The organism is Sphingobium sp. CFD-1, from assembly GCF_024611115.1.
In the GTDB taxonomy this organism is placed as follows: domain Bacteria; phylum Pseudomonadota; class Alphaproteobacteria; order Sphingomonadales; family Sphingomonadaceae; genus Sphingobium; species Sphingobium baderi_A.
In genome coordinates this window covers 3533516-3555504 of sequence record NZ_CP084398.1, presented here as the reverse complement: position 1 = coordinate 3555504, position 21989 = coordinate 3533516, and the positions used below count along the sequence as shown (strand labels likewise).

The following is a 21989-nucleotide window of genomic DNA, read 5'->3' as shown; positions in this document are numbered from 1 at the left end:
GCGCGGCGGGCTTTTTCGCGTCAGGGACAGAGCATTTTCAAGTCAGGCGGGACAGCTGATGACTCGGGAAATGCGGCAAACAAACAAAATGGAGCGTGATCCGATTCAACTGGATCGGATCACGCTCTAAGCGCGGGCGCCGAACAGGGCGGTGCCCACGCGAATGTCGCTCGCGCCCAGCATGATCGCGGTTTCGAAGTCGCCCGACATGCCCATGGAAAGTCGCTCCAACCCTTCCTCCCGCGCCATTTTGGCGAGCAGGGCGAAATAGGGGGCGGGCTCGCCTTCGGCCGGGGGCACGCACATCAGGCCCAGCAAAGGGACGTCTGCTTCCCGCGCGGCGGCGATGAGGGCGGGCACATCGGCGATGGCGCAGCCGCCCTTCTGCTCCTCCGCCCCGATATTGACCTGGATGTAACAGGGCACGCGGCGGCCGCCGGCGTCCATGGCTTTGGCGAGCGCCGTCAGCAAGGACGGACGGTCGAGCGAATGGATCACGTCGAACAGGGCCACCGCGTCCGCCGCCTTGTTCGATTGAAGCTGGCCCACGAGGTGAAGGCGGATATCGGGATATTCCTGACGCAGGGCGGGCCATTTGGCCTGCGCTTCCTGCACGCGGTTTTCGCCGAACACGCGCTGGCCCGCTTCGATCAAGGGGCGGATGGCGTCGGTTTCCTGCGTCTTGGACACGGCGATCAGGGTGATGGCGTCGGCGCTGCGTCCCGTGAGGCGGGCGGCGCGGCCCATGGTGTCGCGCACGGCGGCAAGGCGGTCCCTGGCTTGTGTGATGGCGGTCGTCATGGCGGCTGCTATAGGCGAGGGTCATGGAACATCGCCACCGCAAAAAACCGCCGACGATCTGGCTGATGACGGATGAGCGCGTGGATGGGGCGCTCCAGCTTGCGGCGGCGGCGCGGCTGCCCAGGGGCAGGGGCGGCATCGTCTTTCGCCATTATCGCACGGCGCCGGACGAGCGGCGGGCCTTGTTCGCGCGGTTCCGGGCGATTGCGCGGCGGCGGCGCCTGCTGCTGATGCTGGGCGGCGATGCGCGGGAGGCGGCGGGATGGGGCGCGGATGGCTGGCATGGCGGGGATCACAGGCGCGGAAACAGGCCGATGCTCCACAGCGCACCCGCGCACGGGGCGGTGGAGATCAGGGCGGCGGGCCGGGGGAAGGCGGACATGCTGTTCCTTTCGCCGCTGTTCCCGACGCGCTCGCATCCGGACGGGCGGGCGCTGGGCCGGGTCCGATTCGCGATGCTGGCGCGGCGGGCGGGGGTTCCCGTTATGGCATTGGGGGGCGTGAAAGCGCGGCACAGGCGTGGCCTTCGCGCACTGGGCGCGGCGGGTTGGGCGGCGATAGACGGGTTGATGGATTAGATTGGTTGGTTGGTCAGGTTGGAGTGGCTAACGGGCGTCTGCGCTATCCTCATTGACCACGCCATGCGCCTTGCGCGAAGTCGAAAGCGGTCTCTGCGCCAGCAGGAAGTGACCTATATTCTCCGCAAATAACGTCCAAGTTACCGCCTCTTGATTGCGAAGGCTGCTGGTCGCCGGGCATTGATCCAATTTGATGAGTACCAAAATATGATTTGCTGCCTAGAATCTGTGCGGTGCTGGCGGAGCAGTCTACACGGAAATCGATGACGTCATAATATGGAATTGAAGGACCAAGAGGATTGTCCTATGGCACCGTTACCATAGCTGCCTCAACGATAGATCCAGACCGGCGAATGCCACCCGCGTCGAGTCCGATTACAATATCTGTGGTCCGACGTATCTCGCGCCAATCATCGGCGTAAGCGGCGACGGTGACGAATAATGAAGCTGATAGCACAACGTATTTCGACAGCGACCAGCGCAGATGGAGGTGCATAACGACTGCCCAAAACGAAAGATAAGGCTGAATAACGGGTGGTGCGAGTGTCTGCAACTGGCCGATTCTGGCTCGGGCAGCTTTCTTGGCAAATCGGCGCGTCAGCTTGGCAGTGGAGCTATGTAGCGCCCAGCCAACGATGGAGAGCGGACACCAATATCCATCCGGGCTGAGAGTTCGCTTGACTTGAAACGCCTCGCGCTCCTGTCAGATCAGAGGACAGAACTTGACTCTTGCCTTCGCAGGAGCACGATTCTCACTTGATCCAAGAAATGTCATAAGCTGGCTTTCAGGCAGGCATTATTAACCCTGTTCAGAGGGCGGCCATAACTAGCAGCTCAGGCGATCAGAATTTGAAGACGGTGCCGAGATAGACGGCCTGATTGTCCTGCCGGTCGTCGGTCATCGGGGTCAGTCGGCCCGCGACGCTGTTGTTGTAGCGGACGCCCGCCGTGACGTTCAGGTTGCGCGTCAGCGAGTAGGAACTGGCCAGATCCAGCGAATAATCCTTGTCCGCGTTCGGATTGCGGACGGCGGTGGCCGGATCGCGGCGGCTTTCGATCAGCACCTTCGTGCTGAAGCGATCCTTCTTGCCCTGATCGAGCGAGAAATTCTTCGCGTCGACCATGGTTTCGACCGGAACCGGGTCCAGCGCCTTGTGCCCGACCGAATCGGGCAGCGCGAATTTGCGCCAGTTGTGGGTGGCGTTCAGGCTGAATGCGACCGGCTTGATATCCACCGCCGTCAAGGTGCGGGTGACGGCCACGCGATCATTGTCCGCGCGCACCATCACCGTCACGGACCGCTGGCCGCTGAGCGAGCCGCTGGTGGGCGTGAAGCGGAAATTCTGACGGCTGGCGGTCGCCGCGATCCGGGCGTAGGCCGCCGCGAGTCGGGGATCTTTGGTCGTCGGCGTGAAGGAAGAGATGCTGCCCAGCGCGCCCAGCGACACCGGCATTTCCGTCCGCAGCCGGACAAGATCGGTCGCCGCGCCAATGGCAGGAGACAGCATGAAGCCAGCCACGGCAACCGCCGCGCCCGCCAATGCCAGATATCCCCTTTTCACGCGCATGATCGCGACTCTCTAACCCCCGAGCTACATTTGACGGCCATTACACATGAAAACCGGCGGAAAGCTAGAGCGCGGTCCGCTTTTTGTCCGGCCTGTTGCACAGAACACACAATGTTTCATCGGCGCACGCGATGACAAGAGCGGCGGTCCCCCTTGCCCAATGGCGCGGGTCGACTATAGAAGCGAGGCGTTTCTGGTCATTTATATATAGGACATACTGATGGTCCGCCGCTTTTCCCTTCCTGTTTCCGCCGGTTTGATGCTGGCTGCGCTTCTGCCGCTCACCGCCTGCGGCGGCGGGTCGAAGGAGCGTCCCAAGGCCGATCTCGCCGCGTCGAAGATCACCACGATCGGCGTCAACAGCTATTTGTGGCGCGCCAGCCTGGACACGCTGTCCTTCATGCCGATGGTGCAGACCGATTCCAATGGCGGCGTCATTGTCACCGACTGGTATATCAATCCGAACAGCCCCAATGAGCGGATGAAGCTGACCGTGTCGATCCTGGATCAGGACCTGCGGGCCGACGCGCTGCGCGTGGCGGGCAGCCGTCAGGTCAATCAGGGCGGCCAGTGGGTCAACGCCCCGGTGGAAGCGGCGACCACGCAGAAGCTGGAGGAAATCATCCTCACCAAGGCGCGCGACCTGCGCCGCATGGCGATTGCGGGCTGATCCACCCTTCCTTCTCTTTTTCTTTCAGGACGGGACCGGGCTGCCGCGCGCAACCCCGGTCCCAAAGCATTTTGAGGACTCGACATGCAAAGGCGCTTCAACCCGCTTGAGGCCGATGCCCGCTGGCAGGCCGTCTGGGATGAGAAGCAGACGTTCAAGGCGTCCGACAGCAGCGACAAGCCGCGATCCTATGTGCTGGAGATGTTCCCCTATCCGTCCGGGCGCATCCATATCGGCCATGTCCGCAATTACTCCATGGGCGACGTGCTGGCGCGATTCCGGCGGATGACGGGGCATGAGGTGCTGCATCCGATGGGCTGGGACGCGTTCGGGATGCCCGCCGAAAATGCGGCGATGGAGAAGAAGGTGCATCCGGGCGAATGGACCCGCTCCAACATCGCCAACATGCGCGCGCAACTCAAGAAGCTGGGCTTCGCCATCGACTGGAGCCGGGAACTGGCCACCTGCGAGCCGGACTATTACGGCCATGAACAGGCGCTGTTCCTCGACATGCTGGACGCGGGCCTGGTCTATCGCAAGGAAAGCGCGGTCAACTGGGATCCGGTCGACATGACCGTGCTGGCCAACGAACAGGTGATCGACGGACGAGGCTGGCGATCCGGCGCGCTGGTGGAGAAGCGCAAGCTGTCCCAGTGGTTCCTCAAGATCACGCAGTTCGCCGACGATCTGCTGGAGGGGCTGAAGGCGCTCGACCAGTGGCCCGACAAGGTGCGGACCATGCAGGAAAACTGGATCGGCAAGTCGGTGGGGCTGCAATTCCGGTTCCAGCCGGTCGCGCCGTTCGATACCGACATCGAGGTTTATTCGACCCGGCCCGACACCATTTTCGGCGCGAGCTTCGTCGCCATCGCGGCGGATCATCCGGTGGCGCAGGCGGTGGCGGCGGGCAATGCAGAGGCGGCCGCCTTCATCGAGGCGTGCAAGGCAGGCGGCACCACGGCGGCGGAGCTGGAGACAGCGGAAAAGCTGGGCTTCGACACCGGGCTGTCGGTGGTCCATCCCTTCGACCCGGAATGGAAGCTGCCGGTCTTTATCGCGAATTTCGTGCTGATGGATTACGGCACCGGCGCGGTCATGGGCGTGCCCGCGCACGACCAGCGCGACCTTGATTTCGCGCGCAAATATATGTTGCCCGTGGAACGCGTGGTCGCGGCCGAGGGCGACGAGGCCAAGGCGATCCACGACGAAGCCTATACCGGCCCCGGCCGCCTCGTGAACAGCCGCTTCCTGGACGGGATGGGCGTGGAGGAGGCGAAGGCCGAGGTCATCCGCCGCGCCGAAGAGGGCGGCTGGGGCGCGGGGCAGACCGTCTTCCGCCTGCGCGACTGGGGCGTATCGCGCCAGCGTTACTGGGGCACGCCGATCCCGGTCATCCATTGCGACGATTGCGGCGTGGTGGGCGTGCCGAAGGACCAGCTTCCCGTCACCCTGCCCGAAGATGTGAGCTTCGACATTCCGGGCAATCCGCTGGACCGGCACCCGACCTGGAAGCATGTCGATTGCCCGCGATGCGGCAAGGCGGCGCGGCGCGAGACGGACACGCTCGACACCTTCGCCGATTCAAGCTGGTATTTCATCCGCTTCGCCAGCCAGCCCAAGGACAGGCCTTTCGACCGCGAGGTGGTCGAGAAATGGCTGCCGGTGGGACAGTATATCGGCGGGGTCGAACATGCGATCCTGCACCTGCTCTATGCGCGTTTCTGGACGCGGGCCTTGCAGCATATGGGACAGTTGGGCTTCGCCGAGCCGTTCACCGGCCTGTTCACGCAGGGCATGGTGACGCATGAAACCTACAAGGCGGGCGATGGAAGCTGGCTTTCGCCGGGCGAGGTGAAGAAGTCCGGCGACGATTATGTCCATATCGAAAGCGGCGCGCCGGTCACGGTCGGCCGCGTCGAGAAGATGTCCAAGTCCAAGAAGAATGTCGTCGATCCCGATGACATCATCGCCCAATATGGCGCGGACGCGGTGCGCTGGTTCATGCTGTCCGACAGTCCGCCCGAACGCGACCTGCCCTGGACGGAAAGCGGCATCGAAGGATCGTGGCGCTTCGTCAATCGCTTGTGGCGACTGTTCGGGGAAGCGGACAAGGGCGCGGAGGGGCAGGACAAGCCGCTCGACCGCAAGCTGCACCAGACCATCGACGGCATCGCCAGGGATATCGAGGCGCTGAGCTTCAACAAGGCGGTGGCGAAGATCTACGAACTCGCCAATGCGGTGGAGAAGGCCAAGCCGTCGGCCTCGCGCAGCGCCGCCATCCGCACGCTGGCGCTGCTGGTCGCGCCGATGACGCCGCATCTGGCCGAGGACGCCTGGGCCGCGATGGGCGAGGAGGGACTGATCGCCGACGCGCCATGGCCCGCGGTCGATCCCGCGCTGCTGGTCGACGATGAAGTCACCATCGCCTGTCAGGTGATGGGCAAGCTGCGCGACACCATCACCGTGCCCAAGGGGACGCCGAAGGAGGAACTGGAAAAGCTCGCCCTCGCGGCGCCCAACGTGGCGCGGACGCTGGACGGTGCGACGCCCAGGAAGGTGATCGTGGTGCCGGATCGTCTGGTCAATCTGGTGATTTGAGAGAGGAACCGTTCGCCCCAACGCCCTTCGACAAGCCCAGGGCGAACGGATATAGGATTGTCCCATGAAGCGCATCATCCCCCTGCTCGCCGTCACGGTTCTTCTCTCCGCCTGTGGGCTGAGGCCCGTCTATGGCGGGGGCGGGCATGGCGCGGTGGCGCAGGCGCTGGGCAATATCGAGGTGGAGCCGATTGAAGGCAAGAGCGGCTGGCTGGTCCGCAACGCGCTCAACGACCGGCTTTCCACGATGAGCGGCAACGGCCCGTCCTACAAGCTGGTGGTGAAGCTGGACGACCAGATCAGCGGCTTCGGCCTGCGTAGCGACGCCGCCATCACGCGCGAACGGCGTACGCTGCGCGCCCGTTACCGGCTGATCGACGGGGCGACCGGCGCGCAGGTGCTGGACGACACGGCCGGGTCGGACGCGGGCATCGACGTGACCTCCAGCGAATATGCGACCATCGCGGCGGAGGACACGGCGCTGGAACGCTTGTCGCAGACCATCGCCGACCAGATCGTCGCGCGGCTCGCCATGTTCGCGGCGCGGAACCAGCGTCATGAAGGCCAATAGAGGCCAGATCGAAAAGGCGCTGGACGCCCCCCCGGCGGATGTCCGCTTCTTCCTGCTCTATGGCCCCGACGAAGCGGGCAGCATGGCGCTGGCCAAACGGCTGGAGCGGGCGATGGGGCCGGAAGCCGAGCGTATCGACCTGGACGGCGCGACGCTGCGCGACGATCCCGCCCGGCTGGCGGACGAGGCGGCGTCCTTCTCCATGTTCGGGGACAAGCGGTGGATTCGCGTCAACGGCATGGGCGAGGAGTCCGTGCCGGCGCTCCACGCGCTGCTGGAAGCGGAGGCGGCGGGCAATCCGGTGATCGCGGTGGCGGGCGCGCTCAAGGCCACGTCCAAGCTGGTGAAACTGGCGCTGGACCACAAGCAGACGCTGGCCTTCATCTCCTATCAGCCCGATGCGCGGGAGGCGGAGCAGATCGCCGTCGCCATCGCGCGGGAAGGCGGGCTGCGCCTGCCCACGGAACTGGCGCGACGGATCGTCGACCTGGCCAATGGCGACCGCGCGTTGATGAGCGGGGAGATCGAAAAGCTGATCCTCTATCTCGACGCTGCGCCCGACCGTCCGCAGGAAGCGACCGCCGAAGCGCTGGACGCCCTGTCCGCCGACAATCCCGAATCCGACGCCGCGCCGCTGGTGAACGCCGTGCTGGGCGGCGATCTCAGGGCCATGCACAAGGAACTGGGGCGACTGGCGGAGGTCGGCGCGGCCATGGCGTCCGTCCTGCGCCCGCTGCTGACCCGCGCCATGCTGCTCGCCCATATCCGCGCCGATTTCGACCGGAGCGGGCGGCTGGAGGCGGCGATGGAGGCGGCGGGAAAGGCTGTATTCTGGAAGGAAAAGGGCGTCGTCACGCGGCAGGTGCGACTGTGGGATGCGTCGGGCATCGCCCGCGTCATCCAGCGCCTGGCGCAGGCGGAACGCGCCAGCCGGAGCGGGCGCGGCCTGGGCGACCTCATGGTCCGGCACGAGCTGCTCACCATCGCCCGGCAGGCCGCGCGGGAGCGATAGGAATATGGCGCGCCGGATGGCGGATTGGTGGGGAGCGGACTGTCCGCCATTCCCATCTCCGTTCGCCCTGAGCGAAGGTGGAATGGCCGAAATCGGTCGCCCCGCGACGTGAATTTGCAAACTGCGTCATGCCCAGGAATATAGCGCATCGGCATGGCTTGATCGGCTGCCCCGCGCGCGCCATATTGCGGCCATGGACAAGCTGAACCTGACCGAAGAGGAATGGCGCAACCGCCTTCCCCCCGAACAATATCATGTCTTGCGGGAAGGCGGCACGGAGCGGGCCTTTACCGGCAAATATAACAGCAACAAGGCCGACGGCGTGTATTTTTGCGCCGGTTGCGGGGCGGAGCTGTTCGATTCCGAGGAAAAATATGACAGCGGATCGGGCTGGCCCAGCTTCACCGCGCCGGTGGATATCGACGCGGTCGACGAATTGCGCGATTCCAGCCATGGCATGATCCGCACCGAAGTGCGCTGCGCCAAATGCGAGGGGCATCTGGGCCATGTCTTTCCCGATGGGCCGGGAGTGGGCGGCCTGCGCTATTGCATGAACAGCGCATCGCTGGACTTCAAGCCGCGCGACGAGGCGAAGTAACCGTTCATTACGGGTAAAGCCGCGATCCTCTTGAGACCGGCAGAGACTTTTTGAGGGCCGACGCCGGATTTGCGCTGGCTCCCCTTTCCATTAGCGCGTATCCGGGGCGGCACGGACATCATGGCAAGATCGGGCAAGAGCAAGGAACCGCCGGGCACGGCAAGGCTGTGGCTGATGCGGGGCCTCAAGGCGGGCCTGATCGCGCTTGTCGCCGCCGTGGTGGCGATCGTCGTGGCGGTCGTCATCGCGATGCAGTCGCTGCCGGATTACAGCAGCCTCAAATCATCGCCCAACGGCCAGATGATCCGCGTCCATGCGGCGGACGGCAGCGTCATCGTGTCATTGGGGCCGAGCTTCGGGCGCTGGCTGTCCTATGACCAGATCCCGCAGGTGATGGTCGACGCGATGGTGTCGACCGAGGACAAGCGTTACTATCTGCATCCCGGCGTCGATCCCATCGGCATGGCGCGCGCGGCATGGGTGGCGCTCGAAAACCGGGGCAAGGGCCGCCGCTTGCAGGGCGCGTCCACCATCACCCAGCAGGTGACGCGCAACATCTTCCTCAACAACAGCTATAGCTGGGGCCGCAAGATCCGGGAAATGGTGCTGGCGCTGGCGCTGGAACGCAAGTTCAGCAAGCGGCAGATCCTGGAGCTTTACCTCAACAAGGTCTATTTCGGCGGCGGCGCATACGGCATCGACGCGGCGAGCCGAAAGTTCTTCGGCCATCCCGCCGACAGCCTCAATCTGCCGGAAGCGGCGATCATCGCGGGGCTGGTGAAGGCCCCCTCCAGCTACTCCCCCACCGCCGATGCGGAGGCCGCCATCGGCCGCGCGGGCGTGGTGCTGGACCTGATGCAGGAAAATGGCGCGATCAGCGCGGCGGAACATGCCAGCGCCAATCTGGCGGATGTGAAGATGGCCCCCGAGCCGCCGCAGAACAGCGTGCGTTACTTCACCGACTGGGCGCTGCCGCAGCTCGACACGCTGATCACCGAACCGAATGAGCCGCTGGAGGTCTATACCACCATCGACCTTTCCATGCAGCGCGCCGCGACCGCCGCGATCCAGGCCAATGTGCCCAAGGGATCGCAGGGGGCGCTGGTGGCGCTGGACCGGGACGGGGCGGTGCGGGCGATGGTCGGCGGCCTCGACTATGTGACCTCCAACTATAACCGCGCCACCACCGCGACGCGCCAGCCGGGTTCGGCGTGGAAGCTGTTCGTCTATATGGCCGCGCTGGAGGCGGGCTATACGCCCGATACCGGGGTCACGGACGAGCCCGTCACCATCAACGGCTGGTCCCCGCGCAACAGCAACGGGCGCTTTTCGGGTGATATCGATGTTCGCACCGCCTTTGCCTATTCGGTCAACACCGTGGCGGCGAAGCTGGGCGTGGAAGTGGGCTTCCCCACCATCGCCGACATGGCGCGGCGCTTCGGCATTTCGACGCCAGTCAACACCCATCCGTCCATGGTGCTGGGCACGTCGGACGTGCGGCTGATCGACATGACCCGCGCCTTCGCTTCGGTGGCGCGCAAGGGGATCGCGGTCGCGCCCTATGGCATCACCAAGGTGACGACGGCGGACGGACGCCTGCTCTACGAGCATCAGGACGACACCAGCCGCGTGCTGGTCGCGCCCTGGGTGGCGGCGGGGATGACCGACCTCATGCAGACGGCGGTTTCCACCGGCACCGGTAAGGCGGCGCAGATCGGGCGGCCCGTGGCGGGCAAGACCGGCACCACCAGCAGCAACAAGGATGGCTGGTTCCTGGGCTTTTCCAGCGGCATCACGACGGGCGTCTGGATGGGCCGCGACGATGCGCGGGCCGTGGGCGGATTGCAGGGCGGCCGCGCGCCGGCCCATGCCTTCGCCGATTTCATGAAGGTCGCCGTCGCCAAGCGGCCGGTCGAGAATTTCGATACCCAGGTGACGCTGCCCGAATGGCAGCTGGAGCCGGACGACGAAGCCTATTATGGCGCGCCTGATAATGGAATGGGTGGGGGCATGATGGTCGATGAAAACGGCCTGCCGCTGGAACGCGCCCAGCCGGACGAGCCACAGGCCGACAATCCGGATGCCGATGCCCGGCCCGATCCCGCCGACCGCCCCGCGCCGCAGCGGCTGGACCAGCAATGGATCGATCAGGTACTGGGCCGCGACCGGCAGCGCCCGGCGCAGCAGCGGCCCGATCCCTAGAACGACAGGAAGCTTCCCGAAGCGGGGTGCCGTATGGCAATTATGGGCGGTGAACGGACGGTCCGCCATTCCCATCTCCGTTCGCCCTGAGCGGAGGTGGGGTGGCGGCCATTGGCCGATAACAGCCATCGCTCCCAATCTCGGCGCGGTTTTACCCCGCGGGCGTGGCGGCCGCGGCGAAGCGCGATTTTTCCAGCCAGCCCATGTCCGGCAGCAGGAAATCGACCCTTCCCCTGCCGAAATCTATCGCGACCCGGTCGAACCCCTTGAGCGCGTTGATGCCCAGCAGCAGCGCGGGCTTGTCCGCCAGCCCCAGTTCGGCAAAGGGGGGGGCATCGGCGAACAGCAGCGGCAGATCGCGCAGCGTGACGCGGCCCAGATGCACCTCGCGGATCTTGCCCACCTGACCGACCAGCGTGCCGCCGGTGACGCTGGTCAGGGTCGCCTGTTCCAGCTGCGGCGCGCGTTTCTTGCGGATCAGCTTGTTCATCAGCGCCATATTGCCGACGCTGAAATTAGTGCCGGTGTCGAGCACGATGTTCACCGCCATCCCATTCACGTCGGAATCGAGCAGGATAAGCTGTCCATTCTTCCGCCGCGCTTCGACGACGATGGTGTCGGGATCGCGGGCATAGCGGCTTTTGCTTTCGCTGATCTCCATCCGCCCCCTCCGGAAATCGAGCAGCAGCCGCTTGGATTGCAGGCTGTCGAGACCCAGCAACCCCGGCGCGCCCAGATGCGCGCCGTCGAGCACCGGCGCCTCTATATCGCGCACTTGCGAATCGCCGAAGCCCAGGGTCGACAGCGCCACCGTGCCGGTTTGCAGCCGGTCGGTCATGCTGAGCACCGTGACGGGATCGCGCACGGGAAGCGCCAGCCGGTCGGCCAGCTCGCGCGAAATCACCGTGCGCTGCGATCCTGTGTCGATAATGAAGTTCCACGGCCCCTTGCCGCCGATATGAATGGGAATGGTGACGCGATCCTCGGCGGGCGGGCCGGTGCGGACCAAAGCGGGCGGAACGGCGGGATCAAGCGAGGGCGTTTCCTGCGCGGCCAGAGGCGGGCACAGCGTCCACAGCATTGCCACCATGGGAAGGAGGCGGCGCATATCCCTCATCCTTTCGCTTTTCCGCCTTATACCATGGCGCGGGCGGGACGGTCCATCGCCGCGATTGCGGCACCGCCGGTCGATCGGCACCGGCAGCGCCGCCAATTTTCCATCAGAAAGGGCGATGTCCCGCCTTGACGGCATGGCAGGGCCATCGCTAAATGCTCTTCACTCACCCGCCCGTCCGGCGCGGGACGTTCCCAGCCATCTGTTTGCCGGGCTTTTCTCCATATAACTGTCTTTCACGACACTCTATCCATCGGACCGACTCGCATGCACCTCAAGGATCTCAAGAAGCAGCCACCCGCCGACCTCGTCACCATGGCGGAGGAGCTGGGCGTCGAAGGTGCATCCACGCTGCGTAAGCAGGACCTGATGTTCGCCATCCTCAAGGCCGAAGCGGAAAATGGCGAGCAGATCATGGGCGAAGGCACGATCGAGGTGCTGCCGGACGGCTTCGGCTTCCTGCGCTCACCCGAAGCGAACTTCCTCGCCGGTCCCGACGATATCTATGTGTCGCCCAACCAGGTCCGCAAATTCGGCCTGCGGACCGGCGACACGGTGGAAGGCGAAATCCGCGCGCCCAAGGACGGCGAGCGTTATTTTGCCCTCACCAAGCTCAACACCGTCAATTTCGACGATCCCGATGCGGTCCGTCACCGCGTCAATTTCGACAACCTGACCCCGCTCTATCCCGAACAGAAGCTGTCGCTGGACACGCTGGACCCGACCGTCAAGGACAAGTCGGCCCGCGTCATCGACATCGTTTCGCCGCAGGGCAAGGGACAGCGCACCCTGATCGTCGCGCCGCCGCGCGTCGGCAAGACGGTGATGCTCCAGAACATCGCCAAGGCGATCACGGACAACCATCCCGAAGTCTTCCTGATCGTGCTGCTGATCGACGAGCGGCCGGAAGAAGTCACCGACATGCAGCGCAGCGTGAAGGGGGAGGTCGTGTCCTCCACCTTCGACGAACCCGCGCAGCGCCACGTCCAGGTCGCCGAAATGGTGATCGAAAAGGCAAAGCGCCTGGTCGAGCACAAGAAGGATGTCGTCATCCTGCTCGATTCCATCACGCGCCTTGGCCGCGCCTACAACACGGTGGTCCCATCGTCGGGCAAAGTGCTGACCGGCGGCGTCGACGCCAATGCGCTCCAGCGGCCCAAGCGCTTCTTCGGCGCGGCCCGCAATATCGAGGAGGGCGGTTCGCTGTCCATCATCGCCACCGCGCTGATCGACACCGGCAGCCGCATGGATGAAGTCATCTTCGAAGAGTTCAAGGGCACCGGCAATTCGGAAATCGTGCTGGATCGCAAGGTCGCGGACAAGCGCATCTTCCCGGCGCTGGATGTCGGCAAGTCCGGCACCCGCAAGGAAGAATTGCTGGTCGACAAGGGCAAGCTCAGCAAGATGTGGGTGCTGCGCCGCATCCTGATGCAGATGGGCACCATCGACGCCATGGAATTCCTGCTCGACAAGATGAAGGATTCCAAGACCAACGAAGATTTCTTCGATTCGATGAACCAGTAAAGCACCGGGCGGTCGGGATTCCAGAGCATCGGATCAAAACCGCTCCGCTTTTGTTTTGCTATGACTGTCGAGCCGTCAGATGGGCCCATCTGACGGGAAATCGCTACAGGGGACGTTAGGCCATTATGATCGACCTTTTCGCCACCGCTGCCGCCGCGGCCCAGGGCTTTGGTTCTCCAGCCGACATCTGGGGCCATATCGTCAATGATTTCAGTAACATAACTTCACCCGCCGCGCTGGCTGCCTTTGGCCAGGTGCTGATGATCGATATATTGCTGGCAGGCGACAATGCGATCGTCGTCGGCGCGCTGGCCGCCGGCCTGCCCGTCGCCCAGCGCCAGCGGGTCATCATGATCGGCATCATCGCCGCTCTGGTGCTGCGTATCGGCTTCGCGCTGGTGGTGACGCAGCTCATGCAGATCGTCGGCCTGATCCTGGCGGGCGGGCTGCTGCTGCTCTGGGTAAGCTGGAAGATGTGGCGCGAGCTGCATCCCAAGCGCGGCCTCGACACGCCCAACGATCCGACCGACGACGATGTGTCGGGCCTGCGTCCCGCCAAGAGCTTCGCCGCCGCCGCATGGGCCGTTGCCGTGGCGGACGTGTCGATGAGCCTCGACAATGTGCTCGCGGTCGCGGGCGCGGCGCGGGACCATCCCGGCATCCTCATCATCGGCCTGATCCTGTCGGTCGCGCTGATGGGCATCGCGGCGAACATCATCGCCAAATATATAGAGCGGTTCCGCTGGATCGCCTATCTCGGCCTGATCGTCATCCTCTATGTCGCGCTCAAGATGATCTATGACGGGATCGTCGATCATCAGGTCGGCATATTGACGCTGTTCTGATTGGCCAGATCATAGGTCCGCAAAAAGAGGGCGGAGCCGCTATGGCTCCGCCCTCTTTTTTTGGGCGGTGACTTCATGTGCCAGTCTCTATGCCGAACGGCGGCAGGGGGTGGATGGCGGACATGCTGCTCGCGCAGGCTGGGCAGTCATAGCGGGGGAGGGAGCCGGTGCGGCGCTGCCCCCCCTCACGCCACTTCGCCTAACTCACGCTTCAGGGAATGAGGACCGTGGCGCCTGTCGTCCGACGTTCTTCCAGCGCGCGCTGCGCGTCCGCTGCATCGGCAAGCGCGAAACGCTGACCGATGGAGGCCCGAACCACACCGCGCTCCATCCGGTCGAAAAGGCGAGCCGCCGTCGCGGCCAGTTCCTCCGCCGACGCGATATAATCGAACAAAGTGGGGCGCGTCACATAGAGCGATCCGCCCTTGCTGAGGTCTAGCAGATGGACTGGCGGCACCGCGCCGGACGCATTGCCATAGCTGACCATCATACCGCGCCGGCGGAGGCTGGCGAGAGAGGCGTCCCAGCTATCCTTGCCCACGCCGTCATAAACGACGTCCACGCCCTTGCCGCCGGTAAGCTCGCGCACCGTTGCGGCAAGCGTGTCGAAAGCGCCATGCAGGCTGTGATCCGCCTGCACCGTCGCGGCTTTTTCGGCGGAGCCGCAATGCGCGACGACGATGACGCCCTTGTCGCGCAGCCATGGGACGAGCACCGATCCCACGCCGCCCGCCGCGGCATGAACCAGCGCGACCTGCCCGGCGGTCAGGGCAAGCGTGTCTTCGGCCAGATAGCAGGCGGTCATGCCCTTCAGCATCATCGCGGCGGCGTCTTCCAGCGAAACGCCGTCGGGAATCCTGACGACGCGATTGGCGGGCACGATGCGGTGCGTGGCATAAGCGCCAAGCCCACTCGCGCAGCCGACCCGGTCTCCCACCGAAAAGCCCGTGACGCCCGGTCCGGTCGCCACGATCCGCCCCGCGCCTTCCGCTCCCAGAGCGACCGGAAGCGGGGCGGGATAAAGGCCCGTGCGGTAGTAGATGTCGATGAAATTGAGGCCGACGGCTTCCTGCGCGATCAGCACTTCTCCTTCAGCGGGCGCGCCGGGATCGAAATCCTCGCGCGCGATCACCTCCGGCCCGCCATGACGGCGGGCCACCATCCGCCAGCCGCCGCTCATCGGATGCCCCTGTCAGGCCAGATGCGCGGCGAAGAAATCCGCCGTGCGCCTGTCGGCCAGCTGCGCGGCATCCTCCATCCGGCGATTGCCCATTTCAGCGGCAAAGCCGTGATCCAGCCCCTCATAATCATGCAAGGTGACGTGGCGATTATCTTTGAGACCCGCATGCATCTTTTGCTGGACCTCCGCCGGGACGAAGCCGTCGGCGGTCGGGATATGCAGCATCACCGGCTTGCCGATGGCGTGGCTTTCCCCGAGCAGATTGTCGATCCCGACGCCATAATAGCCGACAAAGGCATCGCCATCGGTGCGGCATGCCGACATGAACGCCAGACGGCCGCCGAGGCAATAGCCGACCAGACCGATCTTGCCGCCACCGATTTCCTTGCGCGTGAATTTGATGGTGGCTTCGATATCGCGGACGCCCTTGTCCTGATCGAACTGGCCGAACAGACCCAGCCCCCGCTCCATTTCAGCGGCAATATCGGGGTCCAGCTCGATATGGGGACCAATCCGCCAGAACAGGTCCGGCGCGATGGCCAGATAGCCCGCTTCCGCCCATTTGTCGCATTTGCGGCGAATGCCTTCATTGACGCCGAATATTTCCTGGATGACGACGATGGCGGCCTTGGGCGTTCCCTCGGGACGAGCGACATAGGCATCGAACTGCGCGTCGCCCTCCAGCGTGGAAATGGGGGTGAAGTCTGCCATGGGGGAATCCTTTCCATAGGGATCTTGTCGGCACATAATGGCCTTTCCAGCGGCCCGCGCAACCCACTCTCCGCGCCAAAATATTTGCACATGCGCCCGTTCTTGCGGCATGAAGGCTGCACTTGCGCGACAGGATAAGGGAAGTGATTATGAAGGTGACCGTCGATGTGGATTGCACCCCCGCCGAAGCGCGCTCTTTCCTGGGGTTGCCGGACGTGACCCCCATTCATGATAAATATATCAAGACCATGCTGGACGGCTTTGACGGCATCGGCAGCGCGGAGCAGATGGAAACGCTGTTCAAGAGCTTTTCCCCGATGGGCGATGCGGGCGTGCGGATGTTCCAGCAGTTGATGAATATCGGTCTGGCCGGGGTCGGCGGCGGCACCAATGGCGACAAGAAAAAGGGCTAAGTGACCGACACGATCTTCGCCTTGTCGAGCGGTGCGCCGCCGGCTGGCATTGCCGTTATTCGCGTGAGCGGCCCGCAGGCGGGACCGGCCTTGCTGGCGCTGGCCCACCGATTGCCGCCGCCGCGCATGGCGAGCCTGAATCTGCTGCGCGATCCGCGCGATGGCGCGCCACTTGATCGGGCTCTGGTGCTTTGGCTTCCCGGCCCCGCGACGGTGAGCGGAGAGGATATGGCGGAACTGCATTGCCATGGCGGCCGGGCGGTGATCGCCGGTGTCGAAGCCGCGCTGGGCGCGATGGCGGGACTGCGCCGGGCCGAACCGGGCGAATTTACGCGGCGCGCCTTTGAAAATGGGCGCATGGACCTGAATGCGGTAGAAGGGCTGTCCGATCTGCTGGCGGCGGAAACGCAGCAACAGCGGCGCGCGGCGTTGATGATGGCGGAAGGCCATTTTTCGCGGCGGATCGACACATGGCGCCATCGCTTGCTGGACCTGTCCGCCATGGCGGAGGCGGCGCTCGACTTTTCCGATGAGGACGATGTGCCCGACGCGCAGATCGAAGAGCGAATCGGCGCGGGTATCGAATCGCTGGCGGAGGATGTGGCCGCCATTCTTTCCGCGCCGTCGGCGGAGCGGTTGCGCGACGGTGTTCGAGTCGTTCTGGCCGGACCGCCCAATGCGGGCAAATCGACCCTGCTGAATGCGCTGGTCGGGCGGGAGGCCGCCATCGTTTCCGACATCGCTGGAACGACCCGCGACCGTATCGAAGCGCCGGCAGCTATTGGCGGCATCGCCTTCCTCTTCACCGACACGGCGGGTTTGCGGGAGAGCACGGCCGACAGCATCGAAGCGATTGGCATCGACCGGGCGAGGGCCGCGCTGGAAGGGGCGGACATCATCCTGTGGCTGGGACCACCCCAGGACACGCCGCGCAGCGATGCCCTGTTGATTGGCGCGCAATGCGACCGGGTCGATCATGCCGGGCATCCGGGTTTGGCAGTGTCTGCGCGAACAGGGGAGGGCATGGAGAATCTGGTGGCCGCGCTCCTGCGGCAAGCGCGGACGCTTTTGCCGGGCGAAGGCGAATATGCGCTCCACGCGCGCCAGAGGGAGGGCGCGGCGGCGCTGCATCGCCACCTGAGCGCAGCGGGACACACGACCGACCTGCTGGTGCTGGCGGAAGAGCTTCGGCAGGCCCGGCGCGCCATTGATGCGCTCACCGGACGCGCTGGTACGGAAGATATGCTCGACCGGCTTTTTTCGGGATTCTGCATCGGCAAATAGATGACTGTTCCACGTGGAACAGTTTTGACCGGCGGGGCCGGAATCTGTTAAGGCGCGTCCATGCGAACAAGCTATGATGTGATCGTGGTCGGCGGCGGCCACGCCGGTTGCGAAGCAGCGGCGGCGGCGGCGCGCAAGGGCGCGTCCGTTGCGCTGCTGACATTCGAAAAGGCCACGGTCGGCGCGATGTCCTGCAATCCCGCCATTGGCGGATTGGGCAAAGGCCATCTGGTCCGGGAAGTGGATGCGCTGGATGGCCTGATCGCGCGCGCGGCCGATGCGGCAGCCATTCACTATCGCATGCTCAACAGCAGCAAGGGCGCGGCCGTGCAGGGACCGCGCGTGCAGGCGGATCGGAAACGCTATCGGGCCGCCATCCATGCGCTGCTCGCGGCGCAGTCCGGCCTTGAGATTGTCGAGGGCGAGGCCAGTGAATTGATCCTCTCGCAGGGATCGGTCGCGGGTCTGGCGCTCGCGGATGGCCGCCGATTGGAAGCCAATGCCGTGGTGCTGGCGACTGGCACCTTCCTCGGCGGCAAGCTTTTTCGCGGCGAGGACATGTTGGCGGGCGGACGAACCGGAGAACGCGCGGCGACGGCTCTGGGCGTGCAGCTCCGCGCGCTCGACCTGCCCATTGGTCGCCTCAAGACGGGAACGCCGCCGCGCATCGACGGGCGCACCATCGACTGGGGAGCGCTCGAAGAGCAGCCATCGGACAGTGCCGCATGGACCATGTCGACGCTCTCCACCGGACGCGTCCTTCCGCAGCTGAATTGCGCCATCACGCGAACCAACGCCGATACCCATGCGATCATCCGCAACGGGCTGGGTCGCTCCCCACTGTTCAGCGGTGCGATCGAGGGCCGGGGGCCGCGCTATTGCCCCTCCATCGAGGACAAGGTGACGCGCTTTGGCGATCGCGACGGCCATCAGGTTTTCCTGGAGCCGGAAGGTCTGGACGATCCGCTCGTCTATCCCAATGGCATCAGCACGTCGCTTCCGGCGGATGTGCAACTCGCTTTGGTTCGGTCCATGCAAGGATTGGAGCGCGCGGAGATCGTGGTGCCCGGCTATGCCGTCGAATATGACCATATCGATCCGCGCGCGCTGGATGCCTCGCTGGAAGTGCGAGCGATACCCGGCCTGTTCTGCGCGGGCCAGATCAATGGCACGACCGGCTATGAGGAAGCCGCCGCGCAGGGACTGATCGCTGGCGTCAACGCCGCGGCCCGCGCACGCGCCGAAGCGCCCATGATCCTCGATCGCGCCAGCAGCTATATCGGCGTGATGATAGACGATCTGGTTTTGCAGGGCGTGACCGAACCCTACCGGATGCTTACGGCGCGCGCGGAATATCGTTTGCGATTGCGGGCCGATAATGCCGAAAGCCGTTTGGGCCAGATAGGCATGGCGCATCGGGTCTTGGGTGCCGAGCGGCTGGCGCGGCTACAGGCACGCCAGGAAGCCCGGACTACTATCGAGGCCGAATTGGCGCGAGCCATGACCGCCACGGAAATGGCCAGGGCTGGCGCGACCGTACGGCAGGATGGAGCACGGCGTTCGCTGTTCGAATGGGCGCGCTTTCCGGAAGTGGATCGTGGCCTGCTCCTGACGCTGGCACCATCGCTCGCCAAGGCGCCGGATGATTTGCGCGACGAGATATTGGAGGACGCGCATTACGCGCCCTATCTGGAACGGCAGGAAGCAGAGATCGCCGAGCTTCGCCGCAATGAGCGCGTGTTCATCCCGGCCGATTTCGATTTCACGTCCATCGGCGGTCTTTCCACCGAGATGATCGAACGCCTCGAAACAGCAAGGCCGGATACGCTTGCGGCGGCGGGCCGTATTCGCGGCATAACGCCAGCCGCCCTCGCCGCCATCCTTGTCCATGTCAGGCGAGTGGCGGCGTGACGGAGGAAGAGGCTCGGGCTTGGATTGCGGATCAGTTCGCTGTTTCACGTGAAACATGGGACAGGCTGGAGCGGTTTGTTGCCATGCTACTGGTCGAGATGGAGCGGCAGAATCTGATCGCGGAATCGACGCGCCCTCATGTCTGGGCGCGTCATATCGTCGACTCGGCGCAGCTGCTGACATTCACCGGCGATGCTCCTGACGGACAATGGATCGACCTGGGATCAGGCGCGGGGTTGCCCGCCATTGTGGTGGCATTGCTCACGGATCGCCCGATATTGATGGTCGAATCGCGCCGGAAGCGGATCGATTTTCTCCAGGCCGTAGTGGATGAGCTGGGCCTTCGTCACGCGGCAGTATTTGCAGGCCGTGTGGAAGTCGTTCCGAAAACGGCGGCGGCCATTATCAGCGCACGCGCCTACGCCCCTTTGCCGCGCCTTCTCGAAACGGCGATCCATCTGGCCGATGAAAAGACGCTTTGGGTGCTGCCAAAAGGACGAAATGCACAAAATGAACTGGAGACGGCGCGCGCGGCGTGGCAAGGTATGTTCCACGTGGAACGCAGCGTGACCGATGCCGATAGCGCCATCATCGTCGCGCGCAACGTCAAATCCGTCAGGAGGAAGGGCCGAGGATGATTTGTATCGCCATCGCCAACCAGAAGGGCGGTGTGGGCAAGACGACCACCGCCATCAATCTGGCCACCGGCCTCGCCGCTACCGGCCTGCGGGTGCTGCTGGTCGATCTCGACCCACAAGGAAACGCCTCGACCGGTCTGGGCGTGAACCATGCGGATCGCGCTCAATCCAGCTATGACCTGCTGGTGGGGAATTGCGCTCTGGACGATGCGGTCATTGCGACGCGAGTGCCGAAACTGGATCTGGTGGCGGCGACGCAGGATCTGTCCGGCGCCGAAATCGAACTGATCGAATATGAAGAGCGCACGCATCGGCTGGAGCGCGTATTGGCGGAAGCGCCGCCGGGGCGCTGGGACATCTGCCTGATCGATTGCCCACCCTCGCTCGGCCTGCTGACCATCAATGCCATGGTCGCGGCGCAATATCTGCTCGTCCCCCTGCAATGCGAATTTTTCGCGCTGGAGGGACTTTCGCAACTGCTTCAGACGGTGGACCGGATCAGAGGCCGGTTCAATCCCGGCCTGTCGATCATGGGCGTGGCGCTCACCATGTATGATCGCCGCAACCGGTTGACCGACCAGGTGGCGGATGATGTGCGAGCCTGTCTGGGCGATCTTGTTTTCAGCACGGTGATCCCGCGCAATGTCCGTCTTTCCGAAGCGCCGAGCCATGGCGTGCCCGCTCTGATCTATGATTTCCGCTGCTCCGGTTCGGATGCCTATATGCGGCTGGCGCGTGAACTGATAGCGCGGCTTCCGCGGCAGGAGGAGGCGGCTTGAGCGAAGAGACCAACGACAAACCGAAGACGGCAAAGCGTGCTCATGGATTGGGTCGCGGTCTTTCGGCGCTGCTGGGGGATGTGCAAAGGGAGGAGCCGATCGCCCCTTCGGCGCCCACTGCTTCCGCCAAGGCCGTGCAGAGCATCGAAGTCGCCCTGATCCAGCCGCACCCGGAACAGCCGCGCCGCCATTTCGACGATGCGGCCTTGCAGGAACTGGCCGATTCCATCGCAAAGCGCGGCGTGATCCAACCGATCATCGTGCGCGCCCATGGCGGCGGTTTTCAGATCGTCGCGGGCGAACGCCGTTGGCGCGCGGCCCAGCGGGCGCAACTGCATCGCATCCCCGCCATCGTCCGGGATTTCGATGAACAGGAAACGCTGGAAATCGCGCTCGTCGAAAATATCCAACGCGAAGACCTCAATCCCATCGAAGAAGCGGAAGCCTATCGCAAGCTGATCGGCGAATTCCATCACAGCCAGGAAGCTTTGGGGCGAATCGTCGGCAAGTCGCGCAGCCATATCGCCAATCTGATGCGCCTGCTGGACCTGCCGCAGCCGGTGCAGCAGGCGGTGATGGAAAGCCGCCTGTCGATGGGCCATGCCCGCGCCCTGATCGGCGTGCCCGATTGCGAGACGCTGGCCCAACAGGTGGAGCAAAAGGGCCTGTCCGTCCGTGACACGGAACAGCTTGTCCGCCGTGCCCGAACCGGCAACGACAATGCATCATCGCGACCGCGTGCGGCCGTCCCGTCCAGCGGAAAAGATGCGGATATTGCCGCGCTCGAACAGCATCTGGCCGACATATTGGGCCTGAAGGTCGAAATCAGCCATGGCGATACGGCCGGGGCTGGCGGCACGCTTTCGCTGCGTTATTCGAATCTCGATCAACTCGACATGCTGTGCCAGCGCCTGTCGGGCGAACGCATCTAGAAAGCCCCGTCATTTGGGAATCGCGCCGTTTTCCGTGCGTTCCCCCTAGTCTTTTGCCCG

At 64.4% G+C, this 21989-nt stretch carries 20 protein-coding genes; 15 read left to right on the top strand and 5 right to left on the bottom strand.

The window, feature by feature from the left end; genetic code table 11:
• Positions 1-126: 126 nt before the first annotated feature.
• Entirely contained in the window at positions 127-801 is a 675-nt protein-coding gene (locus LDB26_RS17820; protein WP_257539426.1) for a YggS family pyridoxal phosphate-dependent enzyme, read from the bottom strand.
• A gap of 23 nt (positions 802-824) precedes the next feature.
• Here LDB26_RS17820 and LDB26_RS17815 point away from each other — a divergent pair, with 23 nt between their 5' ends.
• On the top strand, positions 825-1379 hold the full coding sequence (locus LDB26_RS17815; RefSeq protein WP_257539425.1) for a thiamine phosphate synthase: 555 nt from the start codon (positions 825-827) through the stop codon (positions 1377-1379).
• Positions 1380-2221: 842 nt separating this feature from the next.
• Here the strand turns inward: LDB26_RS17815 and LDB26_RS17810 are convergent.
• Positions 2222-2947 (bottom strand): hypothetical protein, encoded by a 726-nt coding sequence (locus LDB26_RS17810; protein WP_062062368.1) that lies wholly within the window; start codon positions 2945-2947, stop codon positions 2222-2224.
• A gap of 220 nt (positions 2948-3167) precedes the next feature.
• Here LDB26_RS17810 and LDB26_RS17805 point away from each other — a divergent pair, with 220 nt between their 5' ends.
• The 6 genes from LDB26_RS17805 (at position 3168) to LDB26_RS17780 (ending at position 10598) form a co-directional block, all read left to right on the top strand.
• Positions 3168-3617 (top strand): DUF3576 domain-containing protein, encoded by a 450-nt coding sequence (locus LDB26_RS17805; protein ID WP_062062365.1) that lies wholly within the window; start codon positions 3168-3170, stop codon positions 3615-3617.
• A gap of 84 nt (positions 3618-3701) precedes the next feature.
• On the top strand, positions 3702-6215 hold the full coding sequence (gene leuS, locus LDB26_RS17800) for a leucine--tRNA ligase (protein ID WP_257539424.1): 2514 nt from the start codon (positions 3702-3704) through the stop codon (positions 6213-6215).
• A 64-nt stretch (positions 6216-6279) separates the two neighbouring features.
• The gene (lptE, locus tag LDB26_RS17795) at positions 6280-6786 is read left to right on the top strand and encodes an LPS assembly lipoprotein LptE (RefSeq protein WP_062062359.1); all 507 of its coding nucleotides are present in this window, start codon (positions 6280-6282) and stop codon (positions 6784-6786) included.
• Entirely contained in the window at positions 6773-7798 is a 1026-nt protein-coding gene (gene holA, locus LDB26_RS17790; RefSeq protein ID WP_257539423.1) for a DNA polymerase III subunit delta, read from the top strand. Before lptE ends, holA begins: the two co-directional genes overlap by 14 nt.
• 193 nt (positions 7799-7991) lie before the next feature.
• Entirely contained in the window at positions 7992-8396 is a 405-nt protein-coding gene (msrB, locus tag LDB26_RS17785) for a peptide-methionine (R)-S-oxide reductase MsrB (protein WP_257539422.1), read from the top strand.
• Between the two features lie 120 nt (positions 8397-8516).
• On the top strand, positions 8517-10598 hold the full coding sequence (locus LDB26_RS17780) for a transglycosylase domain-containing protein (RefSeq protein WP_062062350.1): 2082 nt from the start codon (positions 8517-8519) through the stop codon (positions 10596-10598).
• Positions 10599-10749: 151 nt separating this feature from the next.
• Here LDB26_RS17780 and LDB26_RS17775 read toward each other — a convergent pair whose 3' ends face one another.
• Complete coding sequence (locus LDB26_RS17775; RefSeq protein ID WP_373886131.1) at positions 10750-11715, bottom strand: aspartyl protease family protein; 966 nt, start codon at positions 11713-11715, stop codon at positions 10750-10752.
• A 264-nt stretch (positions 11716-11979) separates the two neighbouring features.
• Between LDB26_RS17775 and rho the strand changes: the two genes are divergently transcribed.
• Together rho and LDB26_RS17765 are read left to right on the top strand one after the other, a co-directional pair.
• Positions 11980-13236, top strand: a complete 1257-nt coding sequence (rho, locus tag LDB26_RS17770; protein ID WP_021245531.1) for a transcription termination factor Rho — start codon at positions 11980-11982, stop codon at positions 13234-13236.
• Positions 13237-13361: 125 nt separating this feature from the next.
• Entirely contained in the window at positions 13362-14081 is a 720-nt protein-coding gene (locus tag LDB26_RS17765; RefSeq protein ID WP_257539420.1) for a YjbE family putative metal transport protein, read from the top strand.
• Between the two features lie 211 nt (positions 14082-14292).
• Here the strand turns inward: LDB26_RS17765 and LDB26_RS17760 are convergent, their stop codons facing one another.
• Entirely contained in the window at positions 14293-15261 is a 969-nt protein-coding gene (locus tag LDB26_RS17760; protein ID WP_257539419.1) for a quinone oxidoreductase, read from the bottom strand.
• A 12-nt stretch (positions 15262-15273) separates the two neighbouring features.
• On the bottom strand, positions 15274-15972 hold the full coding sequence (locus LDB26_RS17755) for a dienelactone hydrolase family protein (RefSeq protein ID WP_062062345.1): 699 nt from the start codon (positions 15970-15972) through the stop codon (positions 15274-15276).
• 149 nt (positions 15973-16121) lie between these two features.
• On the opposite strand from LDB26_RS17755, the gene LDB26_RS17750 reads away from it, so the two are divergent.
• The 6 genes from LDB26_RS17750 to LDB26_RS17725 are packed head-to-tail and all read left to right on the top strand — an operon-like array spanning position 16122 to position 21929.
• Positions 16122-16385, top strand: a complete 264-nt coding sequence (locus tag LDB26_RS17750; protein WP_062062342.1) for a DUF6489 family protein — start codon at positions 16122-16124, stop codon at positions 16383-16385.
• On the top strand, positions 16386-17669 hold the full coding sequence (gene mnmE, locus LDB26_RS17745; protein WP_062062339.1) for a tRNA uridine-5-carboxymethylaminomethyl(34) synthesis GTPase MnmE: 1284 nt from the start codon (positions 16386-16388) through the stop codon (positions 17667-17669).
• Positions 17670-17729: 60 nt separating this feature from the next.
• Complete coding sequence (gene mnmG, locus LDB26_RS17740; RefSeq protein WP_257539418.1) at positions 17730-19580, top strand: tRNA uridine-5-carboxymethylaminomethyl(34) synthesis enzyme MnmG; 1851 nt, start codon at positions 17730-17732, stop codon at positions 19578-19580.
• Positions 19577-20218: a 16S rRNA (guanine(527)-N(7))-methyltransferase RsmG gene (rsmG, locus tag LDB26_RS17735; protein ID WP_062062333.1), complete on the top strand. Its 642-nt coding sequence runs from the start codon at positions 19577-19579 to the stop codon at positions 20216-20218. The genes mnmG and rsmG overlap by 4 nt, the downstream gene beginning before the upstream one ends.
• Complete coding sequence (locus LDB26_RS17730) at positions 20215-20997, top strand: ParA family protein (RefSeq protein WP_062062330.1); 783 nt, start codon at positions 20215-20217, stop codon at positions 20995-20997. The genes rsmG and LDB26_RS17730 overlap by 4 nt, the downstream gene beginning before the upstream one ends.
• On the top strand, positions 20994-21929 hold the full coding sequence (locus LDB26_RS17725; protein ID WP_257539417.1) for a ParB/RepB/Spo0J family partition protein: 936 nt from the start codon (positions 20994-20996) through the stop codon (positions 21927-21929). The genes LDB26_RS17730 and LDB26_RS17725 overlap by 4 nt, the downstream gene beginning before the upstream one ends.
• Positions 21930-21989: the final 60 nt, after the last annotated feature.